Genomic DNA, 24239 nt, shown 5'->3' with positions numbered 1-24239 from the left:
GGCGCCGGAGGCGACCGGATGCGGACGGGAGGGACGGTGCGGGCCCGACCCGTGCCTCCCGTCCGTCTCGCGGCGGCACCGGCCGTTCAGCGGACCGGCCTACCATCGCTCGAATGCCCGCTCCCCGAGACAGCACCGCCCGCGACGAGTTCATCCGCGTGCGCGGCGCCCGCGAGAACAACCTGCGGGACGTCGACGTGGACGTGCCGCGCGACCGGATCGTGGCGTTCACGGGGGTGTCCGGGTCAGGCAAGTCGAGCCTCGCGTTCGGGACCGTCTTCGCCGAGGCGCAGCGCCGCTTCCTGGAGTCCGTCGCCCCGTACGCCCGCCGACTCATCGCACAGGGCTCGACCCCGCACGTGGACTCCATCACAGGGCTGCCCCCGGCCGTCGCCCTGCAGCAGCGCCGGGGTGCCCCGAGCTCCCGGTCGACCGTCGGGACGCTCACCACGCTGTCGAACTCGATGCGGATGCTCTTCTCCCGCGCGGGCACGTACCCAGATGGCGCCGACCGACTGGAGTCGGACTCGTTCTCGCCGAACACCGTCGCGGGTGCATGCCCTCGGTGCCACGGCCTCGGGATCGCACACGAGGTGACCGAGGCCTCCGCCGTGCACGATCCGTCGCTGAGCATCCGCGACGGGGCGATCACCGCGTGGCCGGGCGCCTGGCAGGGCAAGAACCTCCGCGACGTGACGGCGGGCCTCGGGTACGACATCGAGCGGCCGTGGCGGGAGCTGTCGCGGGCGGATCGCGACTGGCTGCTGTTCACCGAGGAGCAGCCGGTCGTCGAGGTGCACCCGAAGCGCGACCGCGTGGCGAAGCCCTACAAGGGGCGTTTCTGGAGCGCCCGACAGTTCGTGATGCACACCCTCGCGGACTCCCAGAGCGAGTCCCAGCGAACCAAGGTGCTGCGGTTCGTCGAGTCCGGACCGTGCTCGCTCTGCGGCGGGACCGGACTGACCGCGGCGGCGCTCGCGGTGACGATCGGCGGACGGACCATCGCCGCACTCAACGGGCTGCCGCTGAGCGGCCTGGCCGACGTCCTCCGACCGATCGCGTCGCTGACCGACGCCGCTGCGGCCACATCACGCGCGTCGTCCGGCGAGCACACCGAGGTGGCCGTGGCCATCGCGAAGGACCTCCTCGCCCGCGTCGAGGTGCTCAGTGGACTCGGGCTCGGCTACCTGAGCCTCGACCGCGCCACTCCGACGCTGTCCCCGGGCGAGACGCAGCGGCTCCGCATCGCGACACAGCTGCGGTCCGGGCTGTTCGGCGTCGTCTACGTGCTCGACGAGCCGAGCGCCGGGCTGCACCCAGCGGACGCGGAACCGCTCGTCGACGTCCTCGAGGACCTCCGGGCCAGCGGCAACAGCGTGTTCGTCGTCGAGCACGACATGAGCATCGTCCGGCGCGCGGACTGGATCGTGGACGTCGGACCCGGTGCGGGATCCGGGGGCGGCACGGTGCTCTACAGCGGGCCGGTCGAGGGTCTCGCCGACGTCGAGGCATCCGTGACCCGGCGGTTCCTGCAGCCCGGTCCTGCCGGCTCGGCCGACCCAACCCGCGCGCCGCGCACGCCGATCGGCACGCTCGAGCTCCGCGACGTGACCCGGCACAACCTCAGCGGGCTCGACGTCGACGTGCCGCTCGGTGTCCTCACCGCCGTCACGGGGGTGTCCGGCTCGGGCAAGTCCTCCCTCGTCGGCGGTGTCCTCGCGTCGGACGGCGCTGACCATCCGCTCGTCAGCCGTGTCGTGCAGGTCGACCAGAAGCCGATCGGGCGCACCCCTCGGTCGAACCTGGCGACCTACACGGGGCTGTTCGACGCGGTGCGGGCTGCCTTCGCCGCGACCGATGACGCCCGGGCCCGCGGCTGGGGTGCCGGCCGGTTCTCGTTCAACGTCGCCGGGGGCCGGTGCGAGGTGTGCCAGGGCGAGGGGTCGGTCTCGGTCGAGCTGCTGTTCCTGCCCGGGAGCTGGGCACCGTGCCCCGAGTGCCACGGCGCGCGGTACAACGCCGACACGCTCGAGGTCCTCTGGCACGGAGCGTCCGTGGCCGACGTCCTCGGGATGACCGTGGACGAGGCGGCACCGTTCCTGGCCGACGTCCCTGCGGCGGCACGGAGCCTCGAGACGCTGCAGCAGGTCGGGCTCGGGTACCTGCGGCTCGGGCAGCCCGCCCCGGAGCTGTCCGGCGGCGAGGCGCAGCGGATCAAGCTCGCGACCGAGCTCCAGCGAGCCCGTTCCGGCCACACGCTGTACCTGCTCGACGAACCGACGACGGGACTCCACCCGGCGGACGTGGAACTCCTGACGGAACAGCTCTCGCGACTCGTCGACGCCGGGAACACCGTCGTGGTCGTCGAGCACGCGATGGACGTCGTCGCCGCTGCGGACCACGTCATCGACATGGGGCCGTCCGGCGGTTCCGACGGGGGCCATGTGGTGGCCGCGGGGACGCCGGCCGAGGTCGCTGCGTCGGAGGCGAGCCGGACGGCACCGTACCTGCGGGCGCAGCTCGGGCGCTGAGCACGCCGGGCTTGTCGTCGGCACGGCACAACCCGATCCACATGACACAGCGCGAACCCGTTGTGTATGTGGATCGGGTTGTGTGGTGGGCGTTCGAGGGTCGACGTGGAGCTCAGTCTCCCGTGTCCGACCACCCGGCAGGGTTCGTGGCCGTCTCGTACAGGTCGTCGAAGGGGACCATGTCCGCGAAGTCATCACCGCTGATGCCCGAATGGTGGCCCGCCTCCGCGGCGACGTACAGCAGTTCCTCGCCGTCATCGTCCGCCGCGTCCACGGTGCCCCACGGGAGCGTGTCGTGGGTGTTCGCGTCCTCCCACACAGCGCGGCCCGCTGCCACGGTGTCGGTCCGCACGTACAGGAAGTCGTCGTCGGCCAAGTCTCCGAGCCCGGTCGGGTCGTGGCGGTCGTACCAGTCGACGCGGCACTCGTCGTCGAGGGCGTACAGGGCGAGGTCGAGACGGGCTTCGAACGCCACGAGGTCAGCCACGGGTCGAGCCTCGAGCGCTGCGCGGAGTCGGTGGAAGGCCGCGTCGGACACGGAACCGTGCAGCGTGTCGATGAGCTGCCAGAACTCGTCCTCCGGCATCGCGACCGCGTCTGCCTCGGTGACTTCCCGCGACGTGGCCCGGTCGAACTTCGACGTCGGCGTCGGCGAGGGCACCGCCCCCGCGTGGCCGGGCACGTTCGACCGGCACTGCGCGGCGTGCGTCTGCTCCGGGAGCTTGTTGAGCAGCCGAGGGGGCTGCGTACACCCGCCCAGGGTGGCGGCGAGCACCACGGCGGTGGCGGTGGCGATGACGACGAGCGCGCGAACACGGGGCACGGCAGGACACTAGCGTCCGACGACACAACGGGACCCACATGACACAGCGGGATGCCGTTGTGTGGCGTGGGTTCGGTTGTGCTGTGGCGCTCATGGGCGCGGACCGCAGGCTGTGGCGGTCGCGGGCGCGACCCACAGACGGACTGGAGGCGCGGTGCCAGCTGACACCGCGCCTCCAGTCCGCAACCGGCTCAGCCGGTCACGCGCGCGTCAGAAGGCGGCGAGCGCCTCGTTCAGCGTCGCCGAGGGGCGCATGACCGCCTCGGTCTTGGCGGCGTCGGGGCGGTAGTAGCCGCCGATGTCGACCGCCGTGCCCTGCGGCGCGATGAGCTCCTCGGTGATCTGCTGCTCGTGCGAGCGGAGCTTGCCCGCCAGGTCCGCGAACAGCGCCGCGAGCTCGGTGTCCTCGGTCTGCGCAGCGATCTCCTCGGCCCAGAACAGTCCGAGGTAGAAGTGACTCCCGCGGTTGTCGATCGAGCCGAGCTTGCGCCCCGGGGACTTGTTCTCGTCGAGGAACCGACCCGTGGCACGGTCGAGCGTGTCCGCGAGGACCTGCGCCCTGGCGTTCCCGGTGGACGTCGCGAGGTGCTCGAAGCTCACCGCGAGCGCCAGGAACTCACCGAGGCTGTCCCAGCGCAGGTAGTCCTGGTCGACGAGCTGCTGCACGTGCTTCGGTGCGGAGCCACCCGCCCCCGTCTCGAACAGACCACCGCCGGCGATGAGCGGGACGACCGAGAGCATCTTGGCGGAGGTACCGAGCTCCATGATCGGGAACAGGTCCGTCAAGTAGTCACGGAGCACGTTGCCCGTGACGGAGATGGTGTCCTCGCCGCGGCGGATGCGCTCCAGCGAGAAGTTGATCGCGTCGACCGGCGACATGATCTCGATCTGCAGACCGTCGATGTCGTGGTCCTGCAGGTACTCCCGGACGAGGCCGATGAGCGTCGCGTCGTGCGAGCGGGTCTCGTCGAGCCAGAACACCGCGGGGGTGTCACTCGCACGGGCGCGCGTCACGGCGAGCTTCACCCAGTCGCGGATCGGGACGTCCTTGGTCTGGCACGCGCGCCAGATGTCACCCTCGGACACCTCGTGCTCGAGCAGTGACTCTCCGGCGGCGTTCACCACGCGGATCGTGCCGTCGCCCGGCGCCTGGAAGGTCTTGTCGTGCGAGCCGTACTCCTCGGCGGCCTGCGCCATGAGACCGACGTTCGGCACGGAGCCCATGGTCGCCGGGTCGAAGGCGCCGTTGGTCCGGCAGTCGTCGATCGTCGCCTGGTAGATCCCGGCGTAGCTCGAGTCGGGGATGACCGCGAGGGTGTCGTGCTCGTCGCCGTCCGGACCCCACATGTGTCCGGAGGTGCGGATCATCGCCGGCATGGACGCGTCCACGATGACGTCCGACGGGACGTGCAGGTTCGTGATGCCCTTGTCGGAGTCGACCATGGCCATGTCGGGGCCGTCGGCGATGCGCTGCTCGAACGCCGCGCGGATCTCCGCGCCGTTCGGCACCGAGTCGAGCCCCTGGAGGATCGCGTTGAGGCCGTCGTTCGGGGTGAGGCCGGCGGCGGCGATGTCGTCGCCGTACTGCGCGAAGACGTCGGCGAAGTACACGCGGATCACGTGGCCGAAGATGATCGGGTCGGACACCTTCATCATGGTGGCCTTGAGGTGCACCGAGAACAGGACGCCCTCGGCGGCGGCGCGGTCGATCTGCGCCTGCAGGAAGGTCTCGAGCGGGCCGACATGCAGGACGGTGGCGTCGACGACCTCGTTCGCGAGCACCGGCACCGACTGGCGGAGGACCCGGGTCGAACCGTCGGCGCCGACGAACTCGATGGTCAGGGTGTCGTCGGCCGGGATGATGACGGTCTTCTCGCTCGAGCGGAAGTCGTCGACACCCATCGTCGCGACGTTCGTCTTGGAGTCGGAGGACCAGGCACCCATGCGGTGCGGGTGCTTCCGGGCGTAGTTCTTCACCGAGAGCGGCGCCCGGCGATCGGAGTTGCCCTCGCGCAGGACGGGGTTGACCGCACTGCCCTTGACCTTGTCGTAGCTGGCGCGGGCTGCCTTCTCGTCGTCGGTCTTCGGGTCGTCCGGGTAGTCGGGGAGGTCGTAGCCCTGCGACTGGAGCTCCTTGACGGCGGCCTTCAGCTGCGGGATCGACGCCGAGATGTTCGGCAGCTTGATGATGTTCGCCTCGGGGGTCTTGGCGAGGTCGCCGAGTTCCGCCAATGCGTCCCCGATGCGCTGCTCGTCACTGAGCCGCTCCGGGAACTGGGCGATGATGCGGCCGGCGAGCGAGATGTCGCGGGTCTCGACGTCGACACCGGCCTTCTTGGCGTAGGCGGCGATGATGGGCAGGAACGAGTAGGTCGCCAGCAGCGGCGCCTCGTCCGTGAGCGTGTAGATGATCTTGGCCATGCCGGCAGGTACTCCCTTGTGTCGCTCGTGCTGATGTCGATCGATCGATCGCCACGCTACTCGCGTCCGGCGATCTCTTGACATCAAGATACCTTGCCGGGCCGGGAACGCGCCGGGCGCGACCCGGCCTGTGGACAAGTGGCGCGCCTCCAGTCCGGAATGGATGCAGGAACCGGACTGGAGGCACGGTGCGAGTCTGCGACGCGGTCACCGTCGCGAGCGGCGGAGCCGAGTGGGTCCGTCAGATGGTCGGACACGTCGTGCGGTCCGGGTGTTGCGGGGGGCCGGAACCGTCCATTATGTTAACGGTGAAACTCACATCCGGCAGAGGGGGCCAGTGATGGACATACGGAACATGCCCGGCGTGGTTGCCATGAGCATCGCGGTCGTGGGGTTGGTCGTCTGTTGCTCCGGAGTGTGTTCGGAGAGTGGATCGCCCCTGAGCCGGGTGCCTGTGCGCCCCACACCCGATCCGTCGGACTTCGCTCCGGCCGGCGCGTGGGCGCACGAGTTCGCGGAAGCGAGCTCGACTGCCGGCCCGTTCGAGCGAAGGATCCTGGCCGACGGCGTGATCACCGAGACCGAGTTCGAGGACTCCAGGACAGCGATGCGCCGGTGCATGCGCGACGCGGGGTTCGCCTACACCGCCTTCTGGGACGGCGGTGCGGTCGCAGCGGCGGCGCCCGGACACCGCACGATCCGCGACGTCACGCCGGTCAGTGATGCGTTGCGCGAGTGCTCGAACCAGTTCGGTCGGAGCATCGCGGACCTGTTCCGCGAAACACTCCGCGATCCGGACAAGACGGAGCGGGCCTGATCCGCCACCCGCCCATGACGGGCGCACCCGTGGCTGGCGCTGACTCGGCGGAGCCGCCACTCTTGACTCCGTGACGGATCTCTTCATCGTGGTCGTGGTGCTCGGCCTGTTGCTCATCGCGGGTGCCACGGTCTTCGGGCCGAAGCTCCGCGTGGCCGCCCCGCTGGTGCTCGTCCTGCTCGGCATCGGCGCGAGCTTCCTGCCGATCGTCCCCGACGTGCAGATCGAGCCGGAGTGGATCCTCGCCGGCATCCTTCCTCCGCTGCTCTACTCGTCCGCGGTGTCGATGCCCGCGATGAACTTCCGCCGTGAGTTCGCAGCGATCAGCGGACTGTCGGTCGTGCTCGTCATCGGGAGCGCGGTGCTGCTCGGGCTGTTCTTCGCGTGGGTGATCCCGGGGCTCGGACTCGCATGGGGCATCGCGCTCGGTGCGATCGTCAGCCCGACGGACGCTGTCGCGACGTCGATCGTCAAGCGCACCGGGGTGTCGAAACGGGTCATCGCGATCCTCGACGGCGAGAGCCTCCTCAACGACGCCACCGCGCTCGTCCTGCTCCGCACCGCCACTGCGAGCATCGCCGTGGCGTTCTCGTTCTGGGGCGCGCTCGGCACGTTCGCCTACTCGGTCGCCGTGGCACTCGTGATCGGCTGGCTGGTCGGGCGGCTCGATCTCCTGGTCCGGGCTCGGATCAGCAACGCCACCGTCAACACGATCCTGTCGTTCACGGTCCCGTTCATCGCGTCGCTGCCGGCCGAGCGTCTCGGAGCATCGGGACTCGTCGCGGCCGTGGTCGCGGGGCTGGTCACCGGCCGACGCGCCCCGCGGGTGCTGTCGCCGCAGGCCCGGCTGTCCGACTCGCAGAACTGGAGCACCGTCGAGATGGTGCTCGAGGGCGCGGTGTTCCTCACGATGGGGCTGGAGCTGTCCACCGTCCTCGGCGAGGTCCAGGACAGCGCCGATGGCATCGCGCCGGCAGTCTGGATCGCGATCGGTGCGCTCGTCCTCACCATCCTCATCCGGGCGGTGTACGTGGTGCCCCTCCTCCGGTCACTCGCCGCTCGGACGACGCGCGGCGACGACATGAAACCGAGGATCGCCGAGATGCGCGCCGGGCTGGAGGACCCGGAGACGGCGTCGGACACCTACCGGTCGCTCAACAGGGGACCGAGGGCGGGGCGGGTGCCGTCGGCGAAGGACCTCGGTCGGTTCAGCACTCGCCTGACCCGTCTCGTCGCGGACATCGAGTACTTCGCCGCGGCACCGCTCGGGTGGCGTGACGGCACCGTGGTCGTGTGGGCCGGCATGCGCGGTGCGGTGACGGTCGCGGCGGCGCAGACCCTGCCGCAGGACACGCCGCACCGATCCCTCCTCGTGCTCATCGCGTTCGGGGTCGCCGCGCTGTCGCTCGTGGTGCAGGGCGGGACGCTCTCCGCACTCGTCCGGTGGATCAGACCGACCACGGTGGACGCCGAGGGCAGCACGGAGGAGCGCGCACGGCTGCACGACCTCCTCCGCGACGCGGTGCCGACGACGGAGCTCGAGCGCCCGTCGGACCCGGAGGCCGCGAAGACGCAGATGCTCGAGCGCATCACGGCACAGCGGACGGCACTCCTCGACGCTCGCGACGACGGCACGTTCGACGCCGACGTGCTGGCGTCCGCGCTGCAGAACCTCGACGCGGCACAGATCCAGATCGACGGGCTGGGTGGGCCGAAGGGCTGAGCCCCAGACCCGGGGGCGGACGGGAGGGCCGGGGCGGGCCCGCACCGCGCCTCCAGTCCGGAGACGGTCGGGAGGGCCGGGGCGGGCCCGCACCGCGGCGCCTGGCACCGCGGCACCGCGGCACCGCGGCACGCGGCACACGTCCGGAGTCGCTTTGGGCGCACAGCGACGAGATCCGGCGAAACCCTGAGCAGATCGGTCGCTTTCGGGGGAAACCGACAGCCGCCACGGTTTTTCTCACAAAGAGAAGAACCGTGCTACGGTGTTCACATGGCACTTGAACTCAGTACCCGGATCGGCCCGGGACACGTCACGACACCGACCTTCGCGACGATGCATTTCCCCGCGGGAGAGGCCCACGTCAAGGTCGCGGACGACAACGCCGACAAGGGCCCCCTCACCGAGGTCGCCACGATCGTCGGCGCACAGGGCTCCATGGCCGACGACCTCGTCATGCTCGGCATGTGGGCAGACGCGGTCCGCCAGCGCGGGTCGAAGTCGGTCGCCTGCATCCCGTACCTCCCCGGCGCACGCCAGGACCGCGGGCTGCCATTCGGTGCGAAGGTCTACGCCGACATCCTCAACGGGTTCCACATCGACCAGGTCGTCGCCTTCGACCCGCACTCGCCGGTCATCGTCGGACTGGTCGAACGCCTGACGGTGGTGTCGAGCGACCGGGTCATCCGGAACGCCGTCGTCGGCCGCCGCGACCGCGACGTCCCCCAGCGCTACGACGGGATCATCGCCCCGGACAAGGGTGCGGTCGCACGGGCCACCGCCGTCGCCGATGCCTGCCACCTGCCGGTCTTCCGCGCCGAGAAGCACCGTGACGAATCCACCGGCAAGCTGTCCAGCTTCTCGTGCGAGCCACTCCCCGAGACCGGCCGGTTCCTGGTGGTCGACGACATCTGCGACGGCGGTGGGACGTTCATGGGCCTCGCCGAGTCGACCGGCTTGCCGAAGGAGCGCCTCGGACTCTGGGTGTCGCACGGGGTGTTCTCCGGCCGCGCGCCGGCACTCGCCGAGCACTTCGGCGAGATCGTCACGACCGACTCGTACACACCACAGACCGAGGTCGCCGGCCTCACCACCGTCCACCTCATGCCCTACCTGACAGGAGTCATCAAGTGACCATCATCCCCGCCACCGGCCTCAGCCCACGGATCACCACCGCGAGCCCGATCGCACCGCTGCTCGCCACGGACGGCTACAAGCACTCGCACCGGCAGGTCTACCCCGAGGGCACCACGCGGATCCTCATCAACTGGACGAACCGCTCGAACGCGCACATGCCGGAGTCGACGCACGCCGTCGTGTTCGGGCTGCAGGCGTTCATCCAACGGAGCCTCGTCGAAGCGTGGGCACCCTTCTTCGCCGCTGACGAGGACGAGGTCGCGGACCTGTTCGAGCAGGCGCTCCTGAACTACTTCGGTCCGAACCACATCGGCTCCGACCACGTCAGGGCCCTGCACCGCCTCGGGTACCTGCCGCTCCGCATCAACGCACTGCCCGAGGGCACCCTCGCCCCGATCGGGGTCGCCACCCTGACCGTCGAGAACACCGTCGACGAGTTCTTCTGGCTCCCGAACTACATCGAGACCGCCCTCTCGGCGTCGATCTGGCACCCGTCGACCGTCGCCACGAAGGCGCTGGAGTACCGGGACCTGATGGAGGACTGGGCGGCACGGACCGGTGCGGAGCCCGCGTCGATCGACTTCGCGGCGCACGACTTCTCGATGCGTGGACAGACGAGCATCGAGTCCGCGGCGGCCGGTGGGGCGGGGCACCTGCTGTCGTTCCTCGGCACCGACTCGATGCCGACGCTCGACTTCGTGGACCGCTACTACCCCGGCGACAACGGCATGGTCGGGGCGAGTGTGCCCGCGACCGAGCACAGCGTCATGTGCGTCCGGGGTGCCGACGGCGAGCTCGAGACCTTCGAGCAGATCCTCGACGTGTACCCGACGGGCATCGTCTCGGCCGTGAGCGACGGGTTCGACCTCTTCAAGGTCGTCACCGAGACCCTCCCCGCGCTGCGGGACCGGATCATGGCGCGCGACGGCAAGCTCGTCATCCGCCCGGACTCCGGCGACCCGGTCGACATCATCACGGGCTCGGTCCACGACGTCGATCCCGCGGCACTCGCGGACCCCGAGCGGACAGCCGAGCAGAAGGGCGTCGTGGAACTCCTCGACGAGGAGTTCGGGCACACCGTGAACGCCACGGGCTTCAAGGTCCTGGACAGCCACATCGGTGTCATCTACGGCGACAGCATCACGCTCGACCGCGCTCGCCGGATCTACGAGCGGCTCGCGGCGAAGGGGTACGCGAGCGACAACATCGTGCTCGGGATCGGCTCGTACACGTACCAGTACATGACGCGCGACAACCTCGGCAGTGCGGTCAAGGCCACGTGGGCCCTGGTGGACGGCGAACCCATCGACATCCAGAAGGACCCGAAGACCGGCTCCGGCAAGAAGAGCGCGAAGGGTCGCATCGCCCTGCACCGCGACGCGGACGGCGAGATCCGACAGATGGACGAGGCCACCGCCGCCGACGAGGCGACGAGCCTCCTGCAGCCCGTGTGGGTGGATGGTCGGTTCCTGGTGCACCAGTCGTTCGCGGACGTCCGGGCGACGCTCCGGCAGGAGCGCGCGGCGCGTGCGGAGCGCCGGCAGGCTGCCGGACACTCGGACGGGGCCGGCCGGGAGGGACGGGGCACGGACATCACGTCGGCGGGGGCCGCAGAGACTCCCGCGCCGTGACGAGCGTCGACCACGCGGTCCGCGACCAGCCGCTCATCGCCATCGACGTCGTCCCGATGTCGTACTCGAGGGCGGACGGTCTCCGCGTGGCGACCTCGGCGCGGGCGTTCGCACCGTACGCCGGGGCGCAGGCGCTGCCGGGGGTGCTCCTCGACGGCACCGAGCTCCTGGCGCGCGGGGCGATGCGGGCCCTCAGGGTCAAGGCCGGCATCACGGGCGGCGGGGTGCGACACCTGGCGCAGATCGGGGCGTTCGACGGGCCGGAGCGCGATCCGCGGAGTGCCGCGATCAGCGTGGCGTTCCTGGCCGTCGTGGACCCGGCGGCCGCGGGTGAGAACGGAGCCGGAGCCGGCGGTGGGGCCGGTGGTGGTGTCACGAGCGTGCTGTGGGGGGACGCTCGTGACACCAGGGGGCTGCCGTTCGACCACGATCGGATCGTCCGGGCCGCCCTCGACACCGTCCGCACCCGCCGCTGGTCCGATGTCCCGCTCACGAGGGCGCTCCTCGGAGAGACGTTCACCACCGCGGACGCCGCCCGGCTCGAGAGCGTCCTCGCCGGGCACGATCCGCACGCCGGCAACTTCCACCGGTTCCTGCAGAAGCACGAGGCCCTCGAGCGCCGCGATCCGTCGGCAGCCGTCGCGGGCGCGGCGGGCGGCCGGCCAGGCTCCGCCGGCGGCCGGCCCGCGGCCGTGTGGGGCTGGCGGGTGTTCTGAACACGCGCGTCCGACCAGCACACCCGGATCACGGTGTTCGCGCCGGACCGCCGTGTTCAGAACACCCGACGCGGCGGGAGGCGCGAGGCGGGGCTGCGCCGTCCCTCCAGGCCGGAGCCGCGGGTGTTCTGAACACGCGCGTCCGACCGGAACACCCGGATCACGGTGTTCACGCCGGACCGCCGTGTTCAGAACACCCGACGGACGGACGGGCGCGGCCGGCGCGGCCGGCGCGGCCGACGCGACGCCTAGAAGTCGACGTCGCTCCCCATCGTCACGGTGTGGTGCGGCGGCAACCCGAACCGTGCGGCCGGGTTCGCCGCGTTCTGCGCGAGCGCGACGAACAGCTTCTTGCGCCAGCGCACCATGCTCGGACCACGGCTCGGCCGGAGCGCACCGCGGGAGACGAAGTAGGACGCGTCCTCGATGTCGGCCGGCGACAGGTCGAGCACGTCGGCCACGCAGGCCTGCTGCAGCGCCGCGGGGATGTTCGGGTCGTCGGAGAACCCGGACTTGATGAGCAGGTGCTCGATGCCGTCGTGGGCGTACCCCAGGTCGTCCCAGACGTACTTCTTCGCGGCGGGCACGTGTGGGACCCCGACGGTGATGGCCGACACGATGATCACCCGCTCGTGCAGCACGTGGTTGTGCTCCACGTTCGCGCGGAGCGCCAGCGGTGTCGTGTCCTTGTTGGGGTGCGGGAAGATCGCGACCCCGGGGACCCTCGGGATGTCGTGCGCCTGGACCTTCGCGATGAAGTCCTCGAGCGAGCCCTCCTGCTCGGTGCGCTCCTCCATGACGAGCAGACGCCCACGGCGCCACGTCGTCATGACCATGATGACGGCGGCCGCGATGAGGAGCGGGACCCACCCACCGTGGATGACCTTCGACAGGTTGCCCGCGAGGAACGTCAGCTCGAGCCCGCCGAACGCCACGGCGGCGACGACCAGGTGCCAGATCTTCCAGTTCCAGAGCCGCCGCGCCACGATGAGGAGCAGCACGGTGTCGACGACGAGGGCGCCCGTCACCGACACCCCGTACGCCGTCGCCAGCCGCTCGGACGACCGGAACGTGAGCATCACGGCCATCACGCCGAGGAACAGCAGCAGGTTGACGGCCGGCAGGTAGATCTGACCACCGTCCTTCTCGGAGGTCTGCCGGATGTTGAGCGGCGGCAGGAGCCCGAGCTGCACCGCCTGCGCCGACAACGAGAACGCTCCCGAGATCACCGCCTGGCTCGCGATCACCGTCGCCATCGTGGCGAGGATGACCACGGGGATCCGCGCCCACTCCGGCATCAGCAGGAAGAACGGGTTCGAGCGCGTCGACGGGTCGTTGAGGATGAGCGACGCCTGCCCGAGGTAGTTCAGGGTCAGCGCCGGGAACACCACGAAGAACCAGGCGCGGTGGATCGGTCGGCGCCCGAAGTGTCCGAGGTCCGCGTAGAGCGCCTCGGCACCGGTGATGACGAGGACGACGGCACCCATCGCCACGAAGGTGATCCCCGGGTGGGCGACCGTGAAGCTGATCGCGTACGTCGGTGACAGGCCCCGGAGCACGGTCGGGTCCTTGACGATCGAGCCGATGCCGGCGACGGCGAGCACCGCGAACCACAGCAGCATCACCGGCCCGAAGAGCTTGCCGACCCTGGCCGTCCCGAACCGCTGCGCGGCGAACAGGATCGTCAGGATCACCGCGGCGATCGGCACGACGAGGTGGGACACACCGGGCGTCGCGACCTCGAGACCCTCCACCGCGGAGAGCACACTGACGGCGGGCGTGATGATCGAGTCGCCGTAGAACAGCGAGACGCCGACGATGCCGATCACGAGGAGTGCTGCCGCTCGGCTCGCGTTCTTGCCGTAGAGGCGGCGCGCGAGTGCGGCCAGGGCCATCACGCCGCCCTCGCCGTTGTTGTCGGCCCGGAGCAGGATCGCGACGTACTTCACCGACACGATGATCGTGATGCTCCAGAACATCAGCGAGATCACACCGTAGACGTCGTCCGGCGTCGCCTTGACCGCGCCGTCGTCGATCGTGAACACGGTGCGCAGCGCGTACAGCGGGCTGGTACCGATGTCACCGAACACCACTCCGAGTGCGGCGAGCGCGACGCCGGCGAGCGCCTTGCCACCGAGACCGCTGCCGTGCCGCTCGGCCGACCCCGAGTCGGACGCGTCGGACCTGCCGGGCGCGGGGCGCGCCTCCAGTCCGTCCGTGCCGGACTCGGCCGCCGCCTCACGCCCGGCCGCGTCCGTCGCGCCTGGCGCGTCCGTCGGCTCGAGGCCGGGGATCTGCTTCGTTCCCTCGCCCGACGATCCCGTCGACGCCGACTCGCTCACCGCATGGTCCTCTCGCAGTACATGATCTGGCACAGGCAGCGTTCACGGAGCCCGTGCGACGTACCGCTGGCCATGTCTACACCGCGTTCGCGCGGTCCGAGTGCAAGGTTGCCGAGTGTCCACCGCGGGCCGGCGGAGCGCTGTACCGTCCGGACGACGTAGGGTGCAGGAGTGTCCGAGCCCGATGTCCACGCCGTCGCCGCCGGGATCTCCGTCTTCGACCTCTTCTCGATCGGGATCGGACCGTCGAGTTCGCACACGGTCGGCCCGATGCGGGCCGGTGCCGCGGTCGCACTGGAGGCCCGTGGCATGGGTCTCGTGGACCGCGTCGCGTCCGTCGCGGTGCACCTCTACGGGTCGCTCGCGGCGACGGGCCGTGGCCACGGGACGCTCGACGCCGTGGTCATCGGGCTCGAGGGCGTGCTGCCGGAGCGGGTCGACCCCGAGGACTACGCGGCCCGGTGCGTGGAGCTCACCACGGAGCCCTCGCTCCGGCTCGACGGCGGTGCCGTCGCCGTGCCGTTCGACATCGTGCTGCACCCCCTGACGATCCTGCCCGAGCACACGAACGGCATGCGCTTCGAGCTCCTCGACACCGACGGGGGGCTCCTCCACGAAGCGACGTACTACTCCGTCGGCGGTGGGTTCATCGAGCGGTCGGAGCCGTTCGTGGTGGCGACCGAGCCGGGCGGGTCCACGCCCGCCGTCCTCTCCGCCGAGCCGGGAGGGGTCCGTCCGAGCGGTCCCGACGACGTCCCGCTGCCCTTCACCTCCGCCGCCGAGCTGCTCGCGCACTGCCGCGCCGAGGGACTGTCGTTCGCCGGGGTGATGCTCCGCAACGAACGCGCCCGCCGTTCCGAGCCCGAGATCCGCGACGGCCTGCTCGAGATCGCGACCGTGATGACCGCCTCCGTCCGGGCGAGCGCCGCACGCACCGGTGAGCTGCCGGGCGGGCTCCGAGTCCGACGGCGCGCAGGTGCCTGGCTCGAGCGCCTCGGCGGACCGTCGGAGCTCGGCGACGACACCGCGGGCAGCACCCCGCGCCACGATCCCGCTCGGTGGCAGGACTGGGCGAACTTCGTCGCGCTCGCCGTGAACGAGGAGAACGCGTCCGGCGGCAGGATCGTCACGGCGCCGACCAACGGTGCGGCCGGCATCATCCCCGCGGTGCTCCACCACGCCCTGCACTTCGTCCCCGAGATCCGCGACGGGGACCAGGCACTCCGTGACGACGTCCGCGTCCGGTTCCTGCTCGCGGCGGCGTCCGTCGGGCTGCTCTACAAGGTGCGCGCGTCGATCTCCGGCGCGGAGGTCGGTTGTCAGGGCGAGGTGGGATCGGCCGCGTCGATGGCGGCCGCCGGGCTCGCCGAGGTGTCGGGCGGGACCCCGGAGCAGGTCGAGAACGCCGCGGAGATCGCGATGGAGCACAACCTCGGGCTGACCTGCGACCCGATCGGCGGTCTCGTGCAGATCCCGTGCATCGAACGGAACGCGATCGCCGCGGCCCGTGCGATCAACGCTGCACAGATGGCGCTCTGGGGCGACGGGGACCACCGCGTCTCCCTCGACCAGGTGATCACCACGATGCGGGACACCGGGCGGGACATGAGTTCGAAGTACAAGGAGACCGCGATGGGCGGGCTCGCGGTCAACGTCCCGGAGTGCTGAGGTTGGGCTGGGCTGCGCGGGGCTGGGCTGCGCGGGGCTGGGCTGGGCTGGGCTGAGCTGCGCTGGGCTGGGCTGCGCTGCGCTGCGCTGAGCTGAGCTGACTCGCAGGCAGCCCCAGCGTCCGTTCCGCCGGAGAACGCACATCGCCCGGCAAGGTGGGGTGTCCGCGACCCGCGTGGGCCGTCCCCCCGAGCATCGTCCGCTCGGAACGGAGGACGCTGCGCGAGAGGCCGCACCACGATGGGACTGCTCCACTGGCTCCTCGGCACGCGCCTGGAGGTCTGGACGAAGCTGATCCCGATCGACGTCGTCACGGCGGTGCTCGCGGTCCTCGTCATCCTGCCGCTCCGACGACGGTCCAGGTCGAACGACGCCGCCGCCCGCCGTCGTGCGGTCGTCCGACTGGTCGCGACGCTCGGCAGTGCCGCACTCGGCGTCCTCGCCTGCTGGATCGTGTCGGACGTCGTCGACGCATTCGACGTCGCGTTCTCGACCGTCGTCCGCATGTGGGTCGCGATCGCCGTGGCCGGACTCGCGCTCGGGGTCACCGCACTCGTGCAGGGCGGCCGGCTCCGACGGTTCGCCGGCGCCACGGTCGTCGGGTTCGCGCTGCTGGCCGCCGGTCTCGGGGTGAACGTCGACTTCGCGGCCTACCCGACGTTGAACGCACTGCTCCAGGAGTCGCCCTACGGCCACCTGCCGATCGGCGCGGAGGCTCCGCCCGTCGACGGGAACGTGCCGACGCTCGCCACCTGGCGGGCTCCGACGGACCTCCCGGAGCACGGCCGCGTCGGCTGGGTGCGCATCCCCGGCTCGGAGTCGGGCTTCCCGGCGCGGAAGGCCGTCGTGTACCTGCCGCCCGCCGCCCTCACGGCGGATCCGCCCCGGCTCCCGGTGGTCTTGTCGCTGTCCGGTCAGCCGGGTACGCCGAGCGACATGTTCTCTGCCGGTCGTCTCGCGGCGGTGATGGACTCCTACGCCGACGCGCACCACGGGGTCGCCCCGATCGTCATCTCCGCAGACCAGCTCGCCGTGCCGGGCCACAACCCGATGTGCGTGGACTCCCCGCTCGGGAACGCGGCGACCTACATCCTGCGAGACGTCCCGGCGTGGGCGACGAAGCACCTCCGCGTCCAGCCAGTCAGTGCCGGATGGGGTGTGATGGGGTTCTCCGAGGGCGGGACCTGCACCATGCAGTTCAGCACCGGGTACCCGCAGTTCTTCACGAACGCGCTGGCGATCTCGAGCGAGCGCGTCCCGCTGAACGGCGACCGGGACCACACCATCGACGCGGCCTTCGGCGGGTCGGCGTCCCGGTACCGCGCGGCGACACCGGAGGGGCTCATGGCCGCGCACGCGCCGTACTCCCACCACTTCACGACGCTCGCGTGGGGCGGCTCCGACCGCGAGTACCGGTCGAACGGACGACAGCTCGCACGGGCGGCGCGGAGGGCCGGGATCACGACGAGCGTCCTCGAGGCGCCGGGCAGCGGCCACGACTGGAACACGGTGCACTACGCGCTCGAGCGGGCCCTGCCGTCGATCGCCGACCGGCTCGTCGCCGCCGACCGCCACTGACGGGGTGCGTGTCCGCCGGCCGGTGAGACGTGCCGAAGTGTCGGGTGCTCCTGCGCAATCCGACAGTTCGGCACGTTTCACCGCCGGACGGGAGGGACGGTGCGGGCTGGCACCGTCCCTCCCGTCCGGCGCGTGGTCACAAGGGCGGCGCTGCCGAAGGCCGGCGAGAGGTGCCCAACTGGGGGCGACCCGACAGTTCGGCACTCCTCACTGGGGCGCGCGGGGCGTATCCGGCTCTGGGCGCTCACGTTCGAGCATCTCGATCTCCTCGGCGAAGTGCTCCTGCCAGTCCGCGACATGGCCGTAGCCGAGGTCGCCACTCCGGACCTGGCGGAGCATGCCACCCGGTGCGAGGAGGTCGTCGAGCACACCGAACCACCGGTCCTCGAGCTGGGCGACCACGTCTTCGACGACGAACCGGGCGGAAGCCTCGTCAGTGACCGACCACCACTGCTCCGGCCCGTCGTCCGAGGCTTCCGAGGGCGTGAGACGGCGGTGCCACAGGCCGCCGGGGGAGTGGAGCAGCTGACGCGTCCCGATACCCATGCGAGCGGCGGTCATCTCAGCCCACGGCACGACCTCGACACTGAGGTTCACCACGCACGAGCTGTCCCACGCGGAGCCGTACGCGGACATCTGCATGTTGATCACTGCGACGTCGCCGAGCTCCGATTCCTTCCGCCACGTCGGGGCGGTCCCCCGGTAGCCGTGTGCGCGCACGGCCGGCCCGAGGATGGTCCGCAACGCGTCCCGCAACAGCTGCCGAGTGGTCATTGGAGCATCTTGGCACCGGAGCCCGCCCAACCGCCCCTGGCCGGCCGGTCGATGTCCGGCCCGCCGGTGGGTGAGGTGCGTCGAACTGTCGGCTCACGTCGCGCGACCCGACACTTCGACGCACCTCACCGGTGTGAGCCGATGGCGGACTGGAAGGACGGGACGGGACGGCACCGCGCCTCCAGTCCGGAACGTGCCGGGTTCCCGATGGTTCAGAAACGCAACCATGCGCGCGTACAGTGAGCGCATGGCCGAGGCGCGCGCAGAGGGCTGGATCCGGCGCCTCTGGCGGTACATGCTCCGCCACCGTCGGAGCGTCGTGATCTCGCTCGTCGCCGCGCTCCTCGGCAGCCTCTGCCAGGTGTTCGTCCCCCTTGTGGCGCGGCAGATCGTCGACGGGGTGATCGTCGACAAGTCGTCGCCGCTCGCACCGTGGCTCGTCCTGCTGCTCGCGCTCGCGGCCGCGACGTTCGGGTTCACCTACCTCCGACGGTACCGCGGCGGACGGGTCGCCCTCGAGGTGCAGAACGACCTCCGCAACGACATGCACGACCACCTGCAGCGGATGGACGCCGCGAGCCTCGACCGGATGCCGACCGGCCAGCTCGTCAGCCGGGCGAACTCGGACTCCGCGCTCGTGCAGGGCCTGCTCAACATGCTGCCGATCATGAGCGGCAACGTCATCCTGATGATCCTGTCGATCGTGGTGATGTTCACACTCGCCCCGGTGCTCGCCCTGGTCAGCCTGGTGATGGTCCCCGCGCTCGTCGTCACCGCGTACCGGATGCGCGCGAAGATCATGCCCGCGACGTGGGACGCGCAGCAGCGCGAGGGCGAGGTCGCGCAGATCGTCGACGAGGACGTCGGCGGCGTCCGTGTCGTCAAGGCCTTCGGGCGGGAGCAGCACGAGGTCCGGAAGATGGCCGGGGTGGCGTCCGGCGTCTACGGCTCGCAGATGCGGAGTGTGCGGATCCAGTCGCGGTTCCAGCCGCTCCTGGAGTCGATCCCGACGCTCGCGCAGGTCGCGATCCTGGCACTCGGCGGATGGCTCGCGTTGCACGGCGACATCACCATCGGCACCTTCCTGGCGTTCACCAGCTACGTCGCGGCGCTCATGGCGCCGGCCAGGCAACTGGCGGGTGTCCTGACGATCGGGCAGCAGGCGCAGGTCGGCATCGAGCGGATCTTCCAGCTGATCGATCGCGAGCCGACCATCCGGGATGCTCCCGGCGCCGTCGCGCTCGATGACGTGCGCGGCGACATCGCCTTCGAGGACGTCACGTTCGGGTACGGCGCGGAACACGCCGACGCCGACGCCGACGCGGCATCCGGCCCGGCGGAGCGGGGCACGTCCGGGCCGACCGATCCGTCCGCCGATGCTCACGTCGGTGCGGCTCCGGCGCTCGACGGGTTCGACCTCCGGATCGCTGCCGGGGAGCGCGTCGCCCTGGTGGGCCCGAGCGGCAGTGGCAAGTCGACCGTCGCATCGCTCGTCGCCCGCTTCCACGACCCCGAGTCCGGGCGGGTGCTGCTCGACGGACACGACCTCCGCGAGCTCACGCTGCACTCCCTGCGCGGCGGCATCGGCATGGTGTTCGAGGAGAGCTTCCTGTTCTCGGACACCGTCGGCGCGAACATCGCCTACGGCCGCCCCGACGCGACGGACGACGAGGTCCGTGCCGCAGCCGCCGTCGCCCACGCCAGCGGGTTCATCGACGCTCTGCCCAAGGGGTTCGACACCGTGGTCGGTGAGCGCGGCCTCAGCCTGTCCGGTGGCCAGCGCCAACGGATCGCCCTCGCCCGGGCGATCCTGTCCGATCCGCGCATCCTGATCCTCGACGACGCCACGAGTGCGATCGACGCGTCCACCGAGCAGTCCATCCACGACGCTCTGCGCGACACGCTCGAGGGCCGGACCGTGCTCCTCGTCGCGCACCGCGAGTCGACCCTGCACCTCGCCGACCGGATCATCGTGCTCGACCACGGCCGGGTGGTCGACGAGGGCACGCACGACGAGCTCGTCGCCTCGAGCGCGATCTACCGGGCGCTCATCACGGGCATGGGCGAGGACGACTCCGACGACGCTCGTGCCGCCGCCGCGTCCGGGGACGTCGACACCCTCTCGCGTCTGGCCGCGACCGGGACCGCTGCTGCCGCCACCACCGCCCGCGGCGCCGCACCCGCACCCGCGCGCGGGACGACCGAGGGTGCATGGGGGAAGGACCCCGCCCGGAGCCGCAGTGGCCGGGCCGGTGCCCCCGGGGGCGGCCTCGGCATGGGCCTCGGTGGCGGCGGCGGGCGTGGGGGCGGCCGCGGCATGGCCGCGATGTTCGCCGCGACGCCCGAACTCCTCGCGCGGGTCGAGGCGCTCGGACCGATCCGGGACGTCCCGGCGATCGACCTCGACACCGAGACCGCCCAGCAGCGGCAGTTCTCGCTCCGCACGCTGCTCCGGGAGTTCCGCCGCCCGCTCCTGCTGGCGCTCGTGTTCGTGGTGATCGACGCCGTGGCCGGGCTCATCGGCCCGTACCTCGTCAAGACCGGCATCGACGGCGGTGTCCAACAGGGCTCCGAGATCGTGCTGTTCACCGCGGCCGGGCTGTTCCTCGTGGTCACGCTCGCGGACCTGGCGGACGGCATGGCCGAGACCTTCGTGACGGGCCGTGTCGCCCAGCGGATCATGCTCGGCCTGCGGATCCGGATCTTCGCGCAGCTGCAGCGGCTGTCCCTCGACTTCTACGAGCGTGAGATGGCCGGCCGCGTGATGACGCGCATGACGACCGACGTCGACCAGTTCGAGTCGCTCATCCAGAACGGCCTGCTGTCGGCGCTCGTCTCGATCGTCACGTTCGTCGGGGTCGGGGTGGCTCTCGTGCTCATCGACACGGAGCTCGGGCTGCTGACGCTCTCCGTCGTGGTGCCCCTCGTCTTCGCGACGGTGTGGTTCCGGAGTCGGTCGTCGCGGCTCTACGACGAGGCCCGCGAACGGATCGCGATCGTCAACGCAGACTTCCAGGAGAGCCTCTCCGGGGTCCGCGAGTCGCAGGCGTTCGTGCACGAGACGGCGACGATGTCCCACTTCCACGGGCTCGGCCGGCGGTACCTCGACTCCAGGGTCGCGGCGCAGCGACTCGTCGCCACGTACTTCCCGTTCGTGCAGTTCCTCTCCGGGGTGGCCGACGTGATCGTGCTCGGCGTCGGGGCCTCCCTGATCGCATCCGGACACCTGACGTCCGGCGCGCTCATCGCCTTCCTGCTCTACATCGACATGTTCTTCTCGCCGATCCAGCAGCTGTCGCAGGTCTTCGACTCGTGGCAGCAGACGCGGGTGTCGGTGTCGCGCATCAGCGATCTCATGCGCCTCGAGACGCTCACACCCGACGCCGCGTCGCCGGTCGAGTCGACCCGGCTCCGCGGCAGGGTCGAGCTCCGGGGTGTGCGGTTCGCCTACCCCGCGGCACCGGTCGCCCGTCCGGTGCTCCGCGGCCCGGCCGAGACCCGTTCGATCGTCGTCGCACCCGCCGCGCCGCCGAAGCCGCCGGAAGCGCTGCACGACATCGACATGAGGGTCGCGCCCGGTGAGACGATCGCGCTCGTCGGTGAGACCGGCGCCGGCAAGTCCACGGTGATGAAGCTCGTCGCGCGCTTCTACGACCCGGACGAGGGCGCGGTGCTCGTGGACGGCGTCGATCTCCGTGCGCTCGATCTGCTGACCTTCCGGCGACAGCTCGGGTACGTCCCCCAGGAGGCGTTCCTGTTCACCGGGACGGTCCGGGAAAACATCGCGTACGGGCGACCGGACGCCACCGACGCCGAGGTCGAGTCCGCCGCCCGGGCCGTCGGTGCGCACGAGTTCGTCACCGAGCTCGCGGGTGGCTACCACCACATGCTCAGTGAGCGCGGGAGATCGCTCTCCGCCGGCCACCGTCAGCTCATCGCACTGGCCAGGGCCGAACTCGTGGATCCCGCGATCCTGCTGCTCGACGAGGCGACGTCCAACCTCGACCTGCTCACCGAGGCGCGGGTCACCGCGGCCATGCAGCGAGTCGCTGCGGGTCGGACCACGATCGTCATCGCGCATCGGCTGCAGACCGCACGGGCCGCCGACCGGGTCGGGGTGCTGGCGGGAGGGCGGATTGCCGAACTCGGGACCCACGACGAACTCATCGCAGCCGATGGACGGTACGCGATGATGTGGCGCGCCTACGAGTCGGTCGACGCCCGGTAGCATCTCGCCGCCCCCACCGCTCCGGCGTCCTCAGTGCCCGGCCGGCGTGGGTGCGGGGGCCTCGAGCACGTCGCGCACGGTCTCCGGCTCACGCCCGAGCAGTTCCCCGAGCAGCGGATCCGTCCCCGCGAAGAACCCGCCGGCCGCCGCCTGGTACATGCCGAGCATGAAGCGCGCCACGAACTCCTCCTGCCCACCGGCCACCTGCGCATCGATCCAGGCATCGTCCCCGAGGACACGACACTCGACCGGACGACCCGCGATGCCCGTGGCGATCACCGCGATGTCCGCGAACGTCGGCGCGTCCGCGGCCGTCAGCGTCGTCGGACCGTCAAACTCCCGGGTGCCGGCAGCCTGGTCGGCGATGATCACCGCGGCTGCTGCTGCGGCATCGCCGCGGGCCGTCCAGGACATCGGACCATCCGCCGGCACGTCGATGAACCCGGTCTCCCGCCACCGACCGAGCGCCCACTGCAGGGTGTGCGCGTAGAAGCCGTTCCGGAGGGAGGTCCAGGGCAGGCCCGACTCGGCGAGCAGCTGCTCCGTGGCGGCATGCCCGCGGCCGGGGCCGAACGGTGTGTCGGCCGCAGCGCCCTGGTGACTCGTGTAGAGGACGCGCCCGACCCCGACCGACACCGCAGCGTCGATCGCGGTGCGGTGGAGCGCGACGTGATCGGCCGTCGGGTCGCTCGACGACACCAGCAGGAGCTGCTCTGCGTCGGCGAAGGCACCCGGCAACGAGGCCGGCTCGGCATAGTCCGCGTGTCGGACCTGGACCCCGCGTGCGGCGAACCGGTCGGCCCTCGTGACGTCGCGGACCGCCACGGCGATCTCGCGCGCGGGCATCCGGTCGAGCAGGTGGTCGACGGTGGCGCCGTTCAGGGCCCCGGTCGCTCCGGTGATGACGATCATGGTCGCTCCTCGTTATCGGTGATCCTGTGACGACGGTAGCACCGGAAACACGACGATAGCAAGAGCGCGTTATCGTTGGTCCATGAGTGACACCGCCACGGGCCCGGGCGCCTCCAGGGACGACGTCCGAGCCCGGATCGTCGACGCTGCGATGCGACTGCTCCATGAGCGCGGGCCTGCCGCGGTGACGACACGGGGCGTCGCCGTGGCCGCCGGGATCCAGGCCCCGACGATCTACCGGCTCTTCGGGGACAAGGACGGTCTGCTCGACGCGGTCGCCGAGCACGTCATGGCCACCTACGTCACCGCGAAGGCAGCGATCGTCGCCCGGGCCACCGTGGAGGACGTCGATCCCCTCGACGACCTCCGCGCCGGCTGGCACGCCCAGATCGACTTCGGCATCACCAACCCGACCCTGTTCCGGCTCCTCAGCGATCCGGCCCGGGTCGTGGCGTCGCCCGCTGCGCAGTCCGGCCGCGACGTCCTGGTGGCGCGCGTCCATCGACTCGCGCGCGCCGGTCGTCTCCGGGTCGGGGAGGACCGCGCGGTCGACCTGCTGCAGGCCGCTGGCATCGGCGCGATCCAGATGCTCCTGGCGACGACACCCGCGCGCCGGGACGATCGTCTCGCCGACAGCATGTTCGCGGCGGTGCTCGGACAGGTGCTCGTCGATCCGCCCGCGTCACCGTTCGATGCACACCCCGGCCCCGACGCACGCACCCGTGCCACGGTGGCGTTCCGCGCCGTCGTCCCGGAGCTCGAGACGCTCAGCACCGCCGAACGAGCGCTCCTCGTCGACTGGCTCGACCGCGAGCTCGCCGACCGACCCGCCATCGACTGACACCAACCGCAAGCCGCAAGCCAGCCGCCATCCGCCGCCCGCCCCCGCAACGCGCGTCCAAGTACCCCCCGAACTGGGGTCGAAGCGCCTGGTTGTCCTC

15 protein-coding genes are annotated in these 24239 nt (G+C 71.0%); 10 read left to right on the top strand and 5 right to left on the bottom strand.

Annotated features, from left to right (window positions below):
* Positions 1–113: 113 nt before the first annotated feature.
* Positions 114–2531, top strand: coding sequence for an excinuclease ABC subunit UvrA (locus tag ASF23_RS03995; protein WP_055949389.1), 2418 nt, complete (start codon positions 114–116; stop codon positions 2529–2531).
* A 112-nt stretch (positions 2532–2643) separates the two neighbouring features.
* Here ASF23_RS03995 and ASF23_RS03990 read toward each other — a convergent pair whose 3' ends face one another.
* Together ASF23_RS03990 and ASF23_RS03985 are read right to left on the bottom strand one after the other, a co-directional pair.
* On the bottom strand, positions 2644–3354 hold the full coding sequence (locus ASF23_RS03990; RefSeq protein WP_055949386.1) for a DUF4240 domain-containing protein: 711 nt from the start codon (positions 3352–3354) through the stop codon (positions 2644–2646).
* A 210-nt stretch (positions 3355–3564) separates the two neighbouring features.
* Complete coding sequence (locus tag ASF23_RS03985; protein ID WP_055949383.1) at positions 3565–5775, bottom strand: NADP-dependent isocitrate dehydrogenase; 2211 nt, start codon at positions 5773–5775, stop codon at positions 3565–3567.
* Between the two features lie 568 nt (positions 5776–6343).
* On the opposite strand from ASF23_RS03985, the gene ASF23_RS03980 reads away from it, so the two are divergent.
* The 5 genes from ASF23_RS03980 to ASF23_RS03960 all read left to right on the top strand — a co-directional run bounded on the left by ASF23_RS03980 (position 6344) and on the right by ASF23_RS03960 (position 11796).
* Complete coding sequence (locus ASF23_RS03980; RefSeq protein WP_156364160.1) at positions 6344–6592, top strand: hypothetical protein; 249 nt, start codon at positions 6344–6346, stop codon at positions 6590–6592.
* Positions 6593–6662: 70 nt separating this feature from the next.
* On the top strand, positions 6663–8315 hold the full coding sequence (locus ASF23_RS03975) for a cation:proton antiporter (protein WP_156364159.1): 1653 nt from the start codon (positions 6663–6665) through the stop codon (positions 8313–8315).
* Between the two features lie 270 nt (positions 8316–8585).
* Positions 8586–9446 carry a phosphoribosyltransferase family protein gene (locus ASF23_RS03970; RefSeq protein ID WP_055949378.1) on the top strand — a complete coding sequence of 287 codons (861 nt, stop codon included), beginning with the start codon at positions 8586–8588 and terminating at the stop codon, positions 9444–9446.
* A complete protein-coding gene (locus ASF23_RS03965) occupies positions 9443–11080 on the top strand; it encodes a nicotinate phosphoribosyltransferase (RefSeq protein ID WP_082473801.1) in 1638 nt (545 codons plus the stop codon). The genes ASF23_RS03970 and ASF23_RS03965 overlap by 4 nt, the downstream gene beginning before the upstream one ends.
* Positions 11077–11796 carry an NUDIX hydrolase gene (locus ASF23_RS03960; RefSeq protein ID WP_055949375.1) on the top strand — a complete coding sequence of 240 codons (720 nt, stop codon included), beginning with the start codon at positions 11077–11079 and terminating at the stop codon, positions 11794–11796. Before ASF23_RS03965 ends, ASF23_RS03960 begins: the two co-directional genes overlap by 4 nt.
* Positions 11797–12044: 248 nt before the next feature.
* On the opposite strand, the gene ASF23_RS03955 is transcribed toward ASF23_RS03960, so the two are convergent.
* Positions 12045–14138: a potassium transporter Kup gene (locus ASF23_RS03955; protein ID WP_235510774.1), complete on the bottom strand. Its 2094-nt coding sequence runs from the start codon at positions 14136–14138 to the stop codon at positions 12045–12047.
* A 171-nt stretch (positions 14139–14309) separates the two neighbouring features.
* Between ASF23_RS03955 and ASF23_RS03950 the strand changes: the two genes are divergently transcribed.
* Together ASF23_RS03950 and ASF23_RS03945 are read left to right on the top strand one after the other, a co-directional pair.
* A complete protein-coding gene (locus ASF23_RS03950) occupies positions 14310–15806 on the top strand; it encodes an L-serine ammonia-lyase (protein ID WP_082473800.1) in 1497 nt (498 codons plus the stop codon).
* Between the two features lie 240 nt (positions 15807–16046).
* Positions 16047–17384 (top strand): alpha/beta hydrolase, encoded by a 1338-nt coding sequence (locus ASF23_RS03945; RefSeq protein ID WP_055949372.1) that lies wholly within the window; start codon positions 16047–16049, stop codon positions 17382–17384.
* Positions 17385–17591: 207 nt separating this feature from the next.
* Here ASF23_RS03945 and ASF23_RS03940 read toward each other — a convergent pair whose 3' ends face one another.
* Positions 17592–18158 carry a DUF4304 domain-containing protein gene (locus ASF23_RS03940; protein WP_082473799.1) on the bottom strand — a complete coding sequence of 189 codons (567 nt, stop codon included), beginning with the start codon at positions 18156–18158 and terminating at the stop codon, positions 17592–17594.
* Positions 18159–18405: 247 nt separating this feature from the next.
* Between ASF23_RS03940 and ASF23_RS03935 the strand changes: the two genes are divergently transcribed.
* Positions 18406–22386 carry an ABC transporter ATP-binding protein gene (locus tag ASF23_RS03935; protein ID WP_055949366.1) on the top strand — a complete coding sequence of 1327 codons (3981 nt, stop codon included), beginning with the start codon at positions 18406–18408 and terminating at the stop codon, positions 22384–22386.
* Positions 22387–22416: 30 nt separating this feature from the next.
* Here the strand turns inward: ASF23_RS03935 and ASF23_RS03930 are convergent, their stop codons facing one another.
* Positions 22417–23298: an NAD(P)H-binding protein gene (locus ASF23_RS03930; RefSeq protein ID WP_055949363.1), complete on the bottom strand. Its 882-nt coding sequence runs from the start codon at positions 23296–23298 to the stop codon at positions 22417–22419.
* Between the two features lie 82 nt (positions 23299–23380).
* Here ASF23_RS03930 and ASF23_RS03925 point away from each other — a divergent pair, with 82 nt between their 5' ends.
* Positions 23381–24139, top strand: coding sequence for a TetR/AcrR family transcriptional regulator (locus ASF23_RS03925; protein ID WP_055949361.1), 759 nt, complete (start codon positions 23381–23383; stop codon positions 24137–24139).
* Positions 24140–24239: the final 100 nt, after the last annotated feature.

Source organism: Curtobacterium sp. Leaf261 (assembly GCF_001422205.1).
GTDB lineage: Bacteria > Actinomycetota > Actinomycetes > Actinomycetales > Microbacteriaceae > Curtobacterium.
Note: the sequence above shows the minus strand (reverse complement) of the source record. Positions and strands in the feature narration are given on the sequence as shown.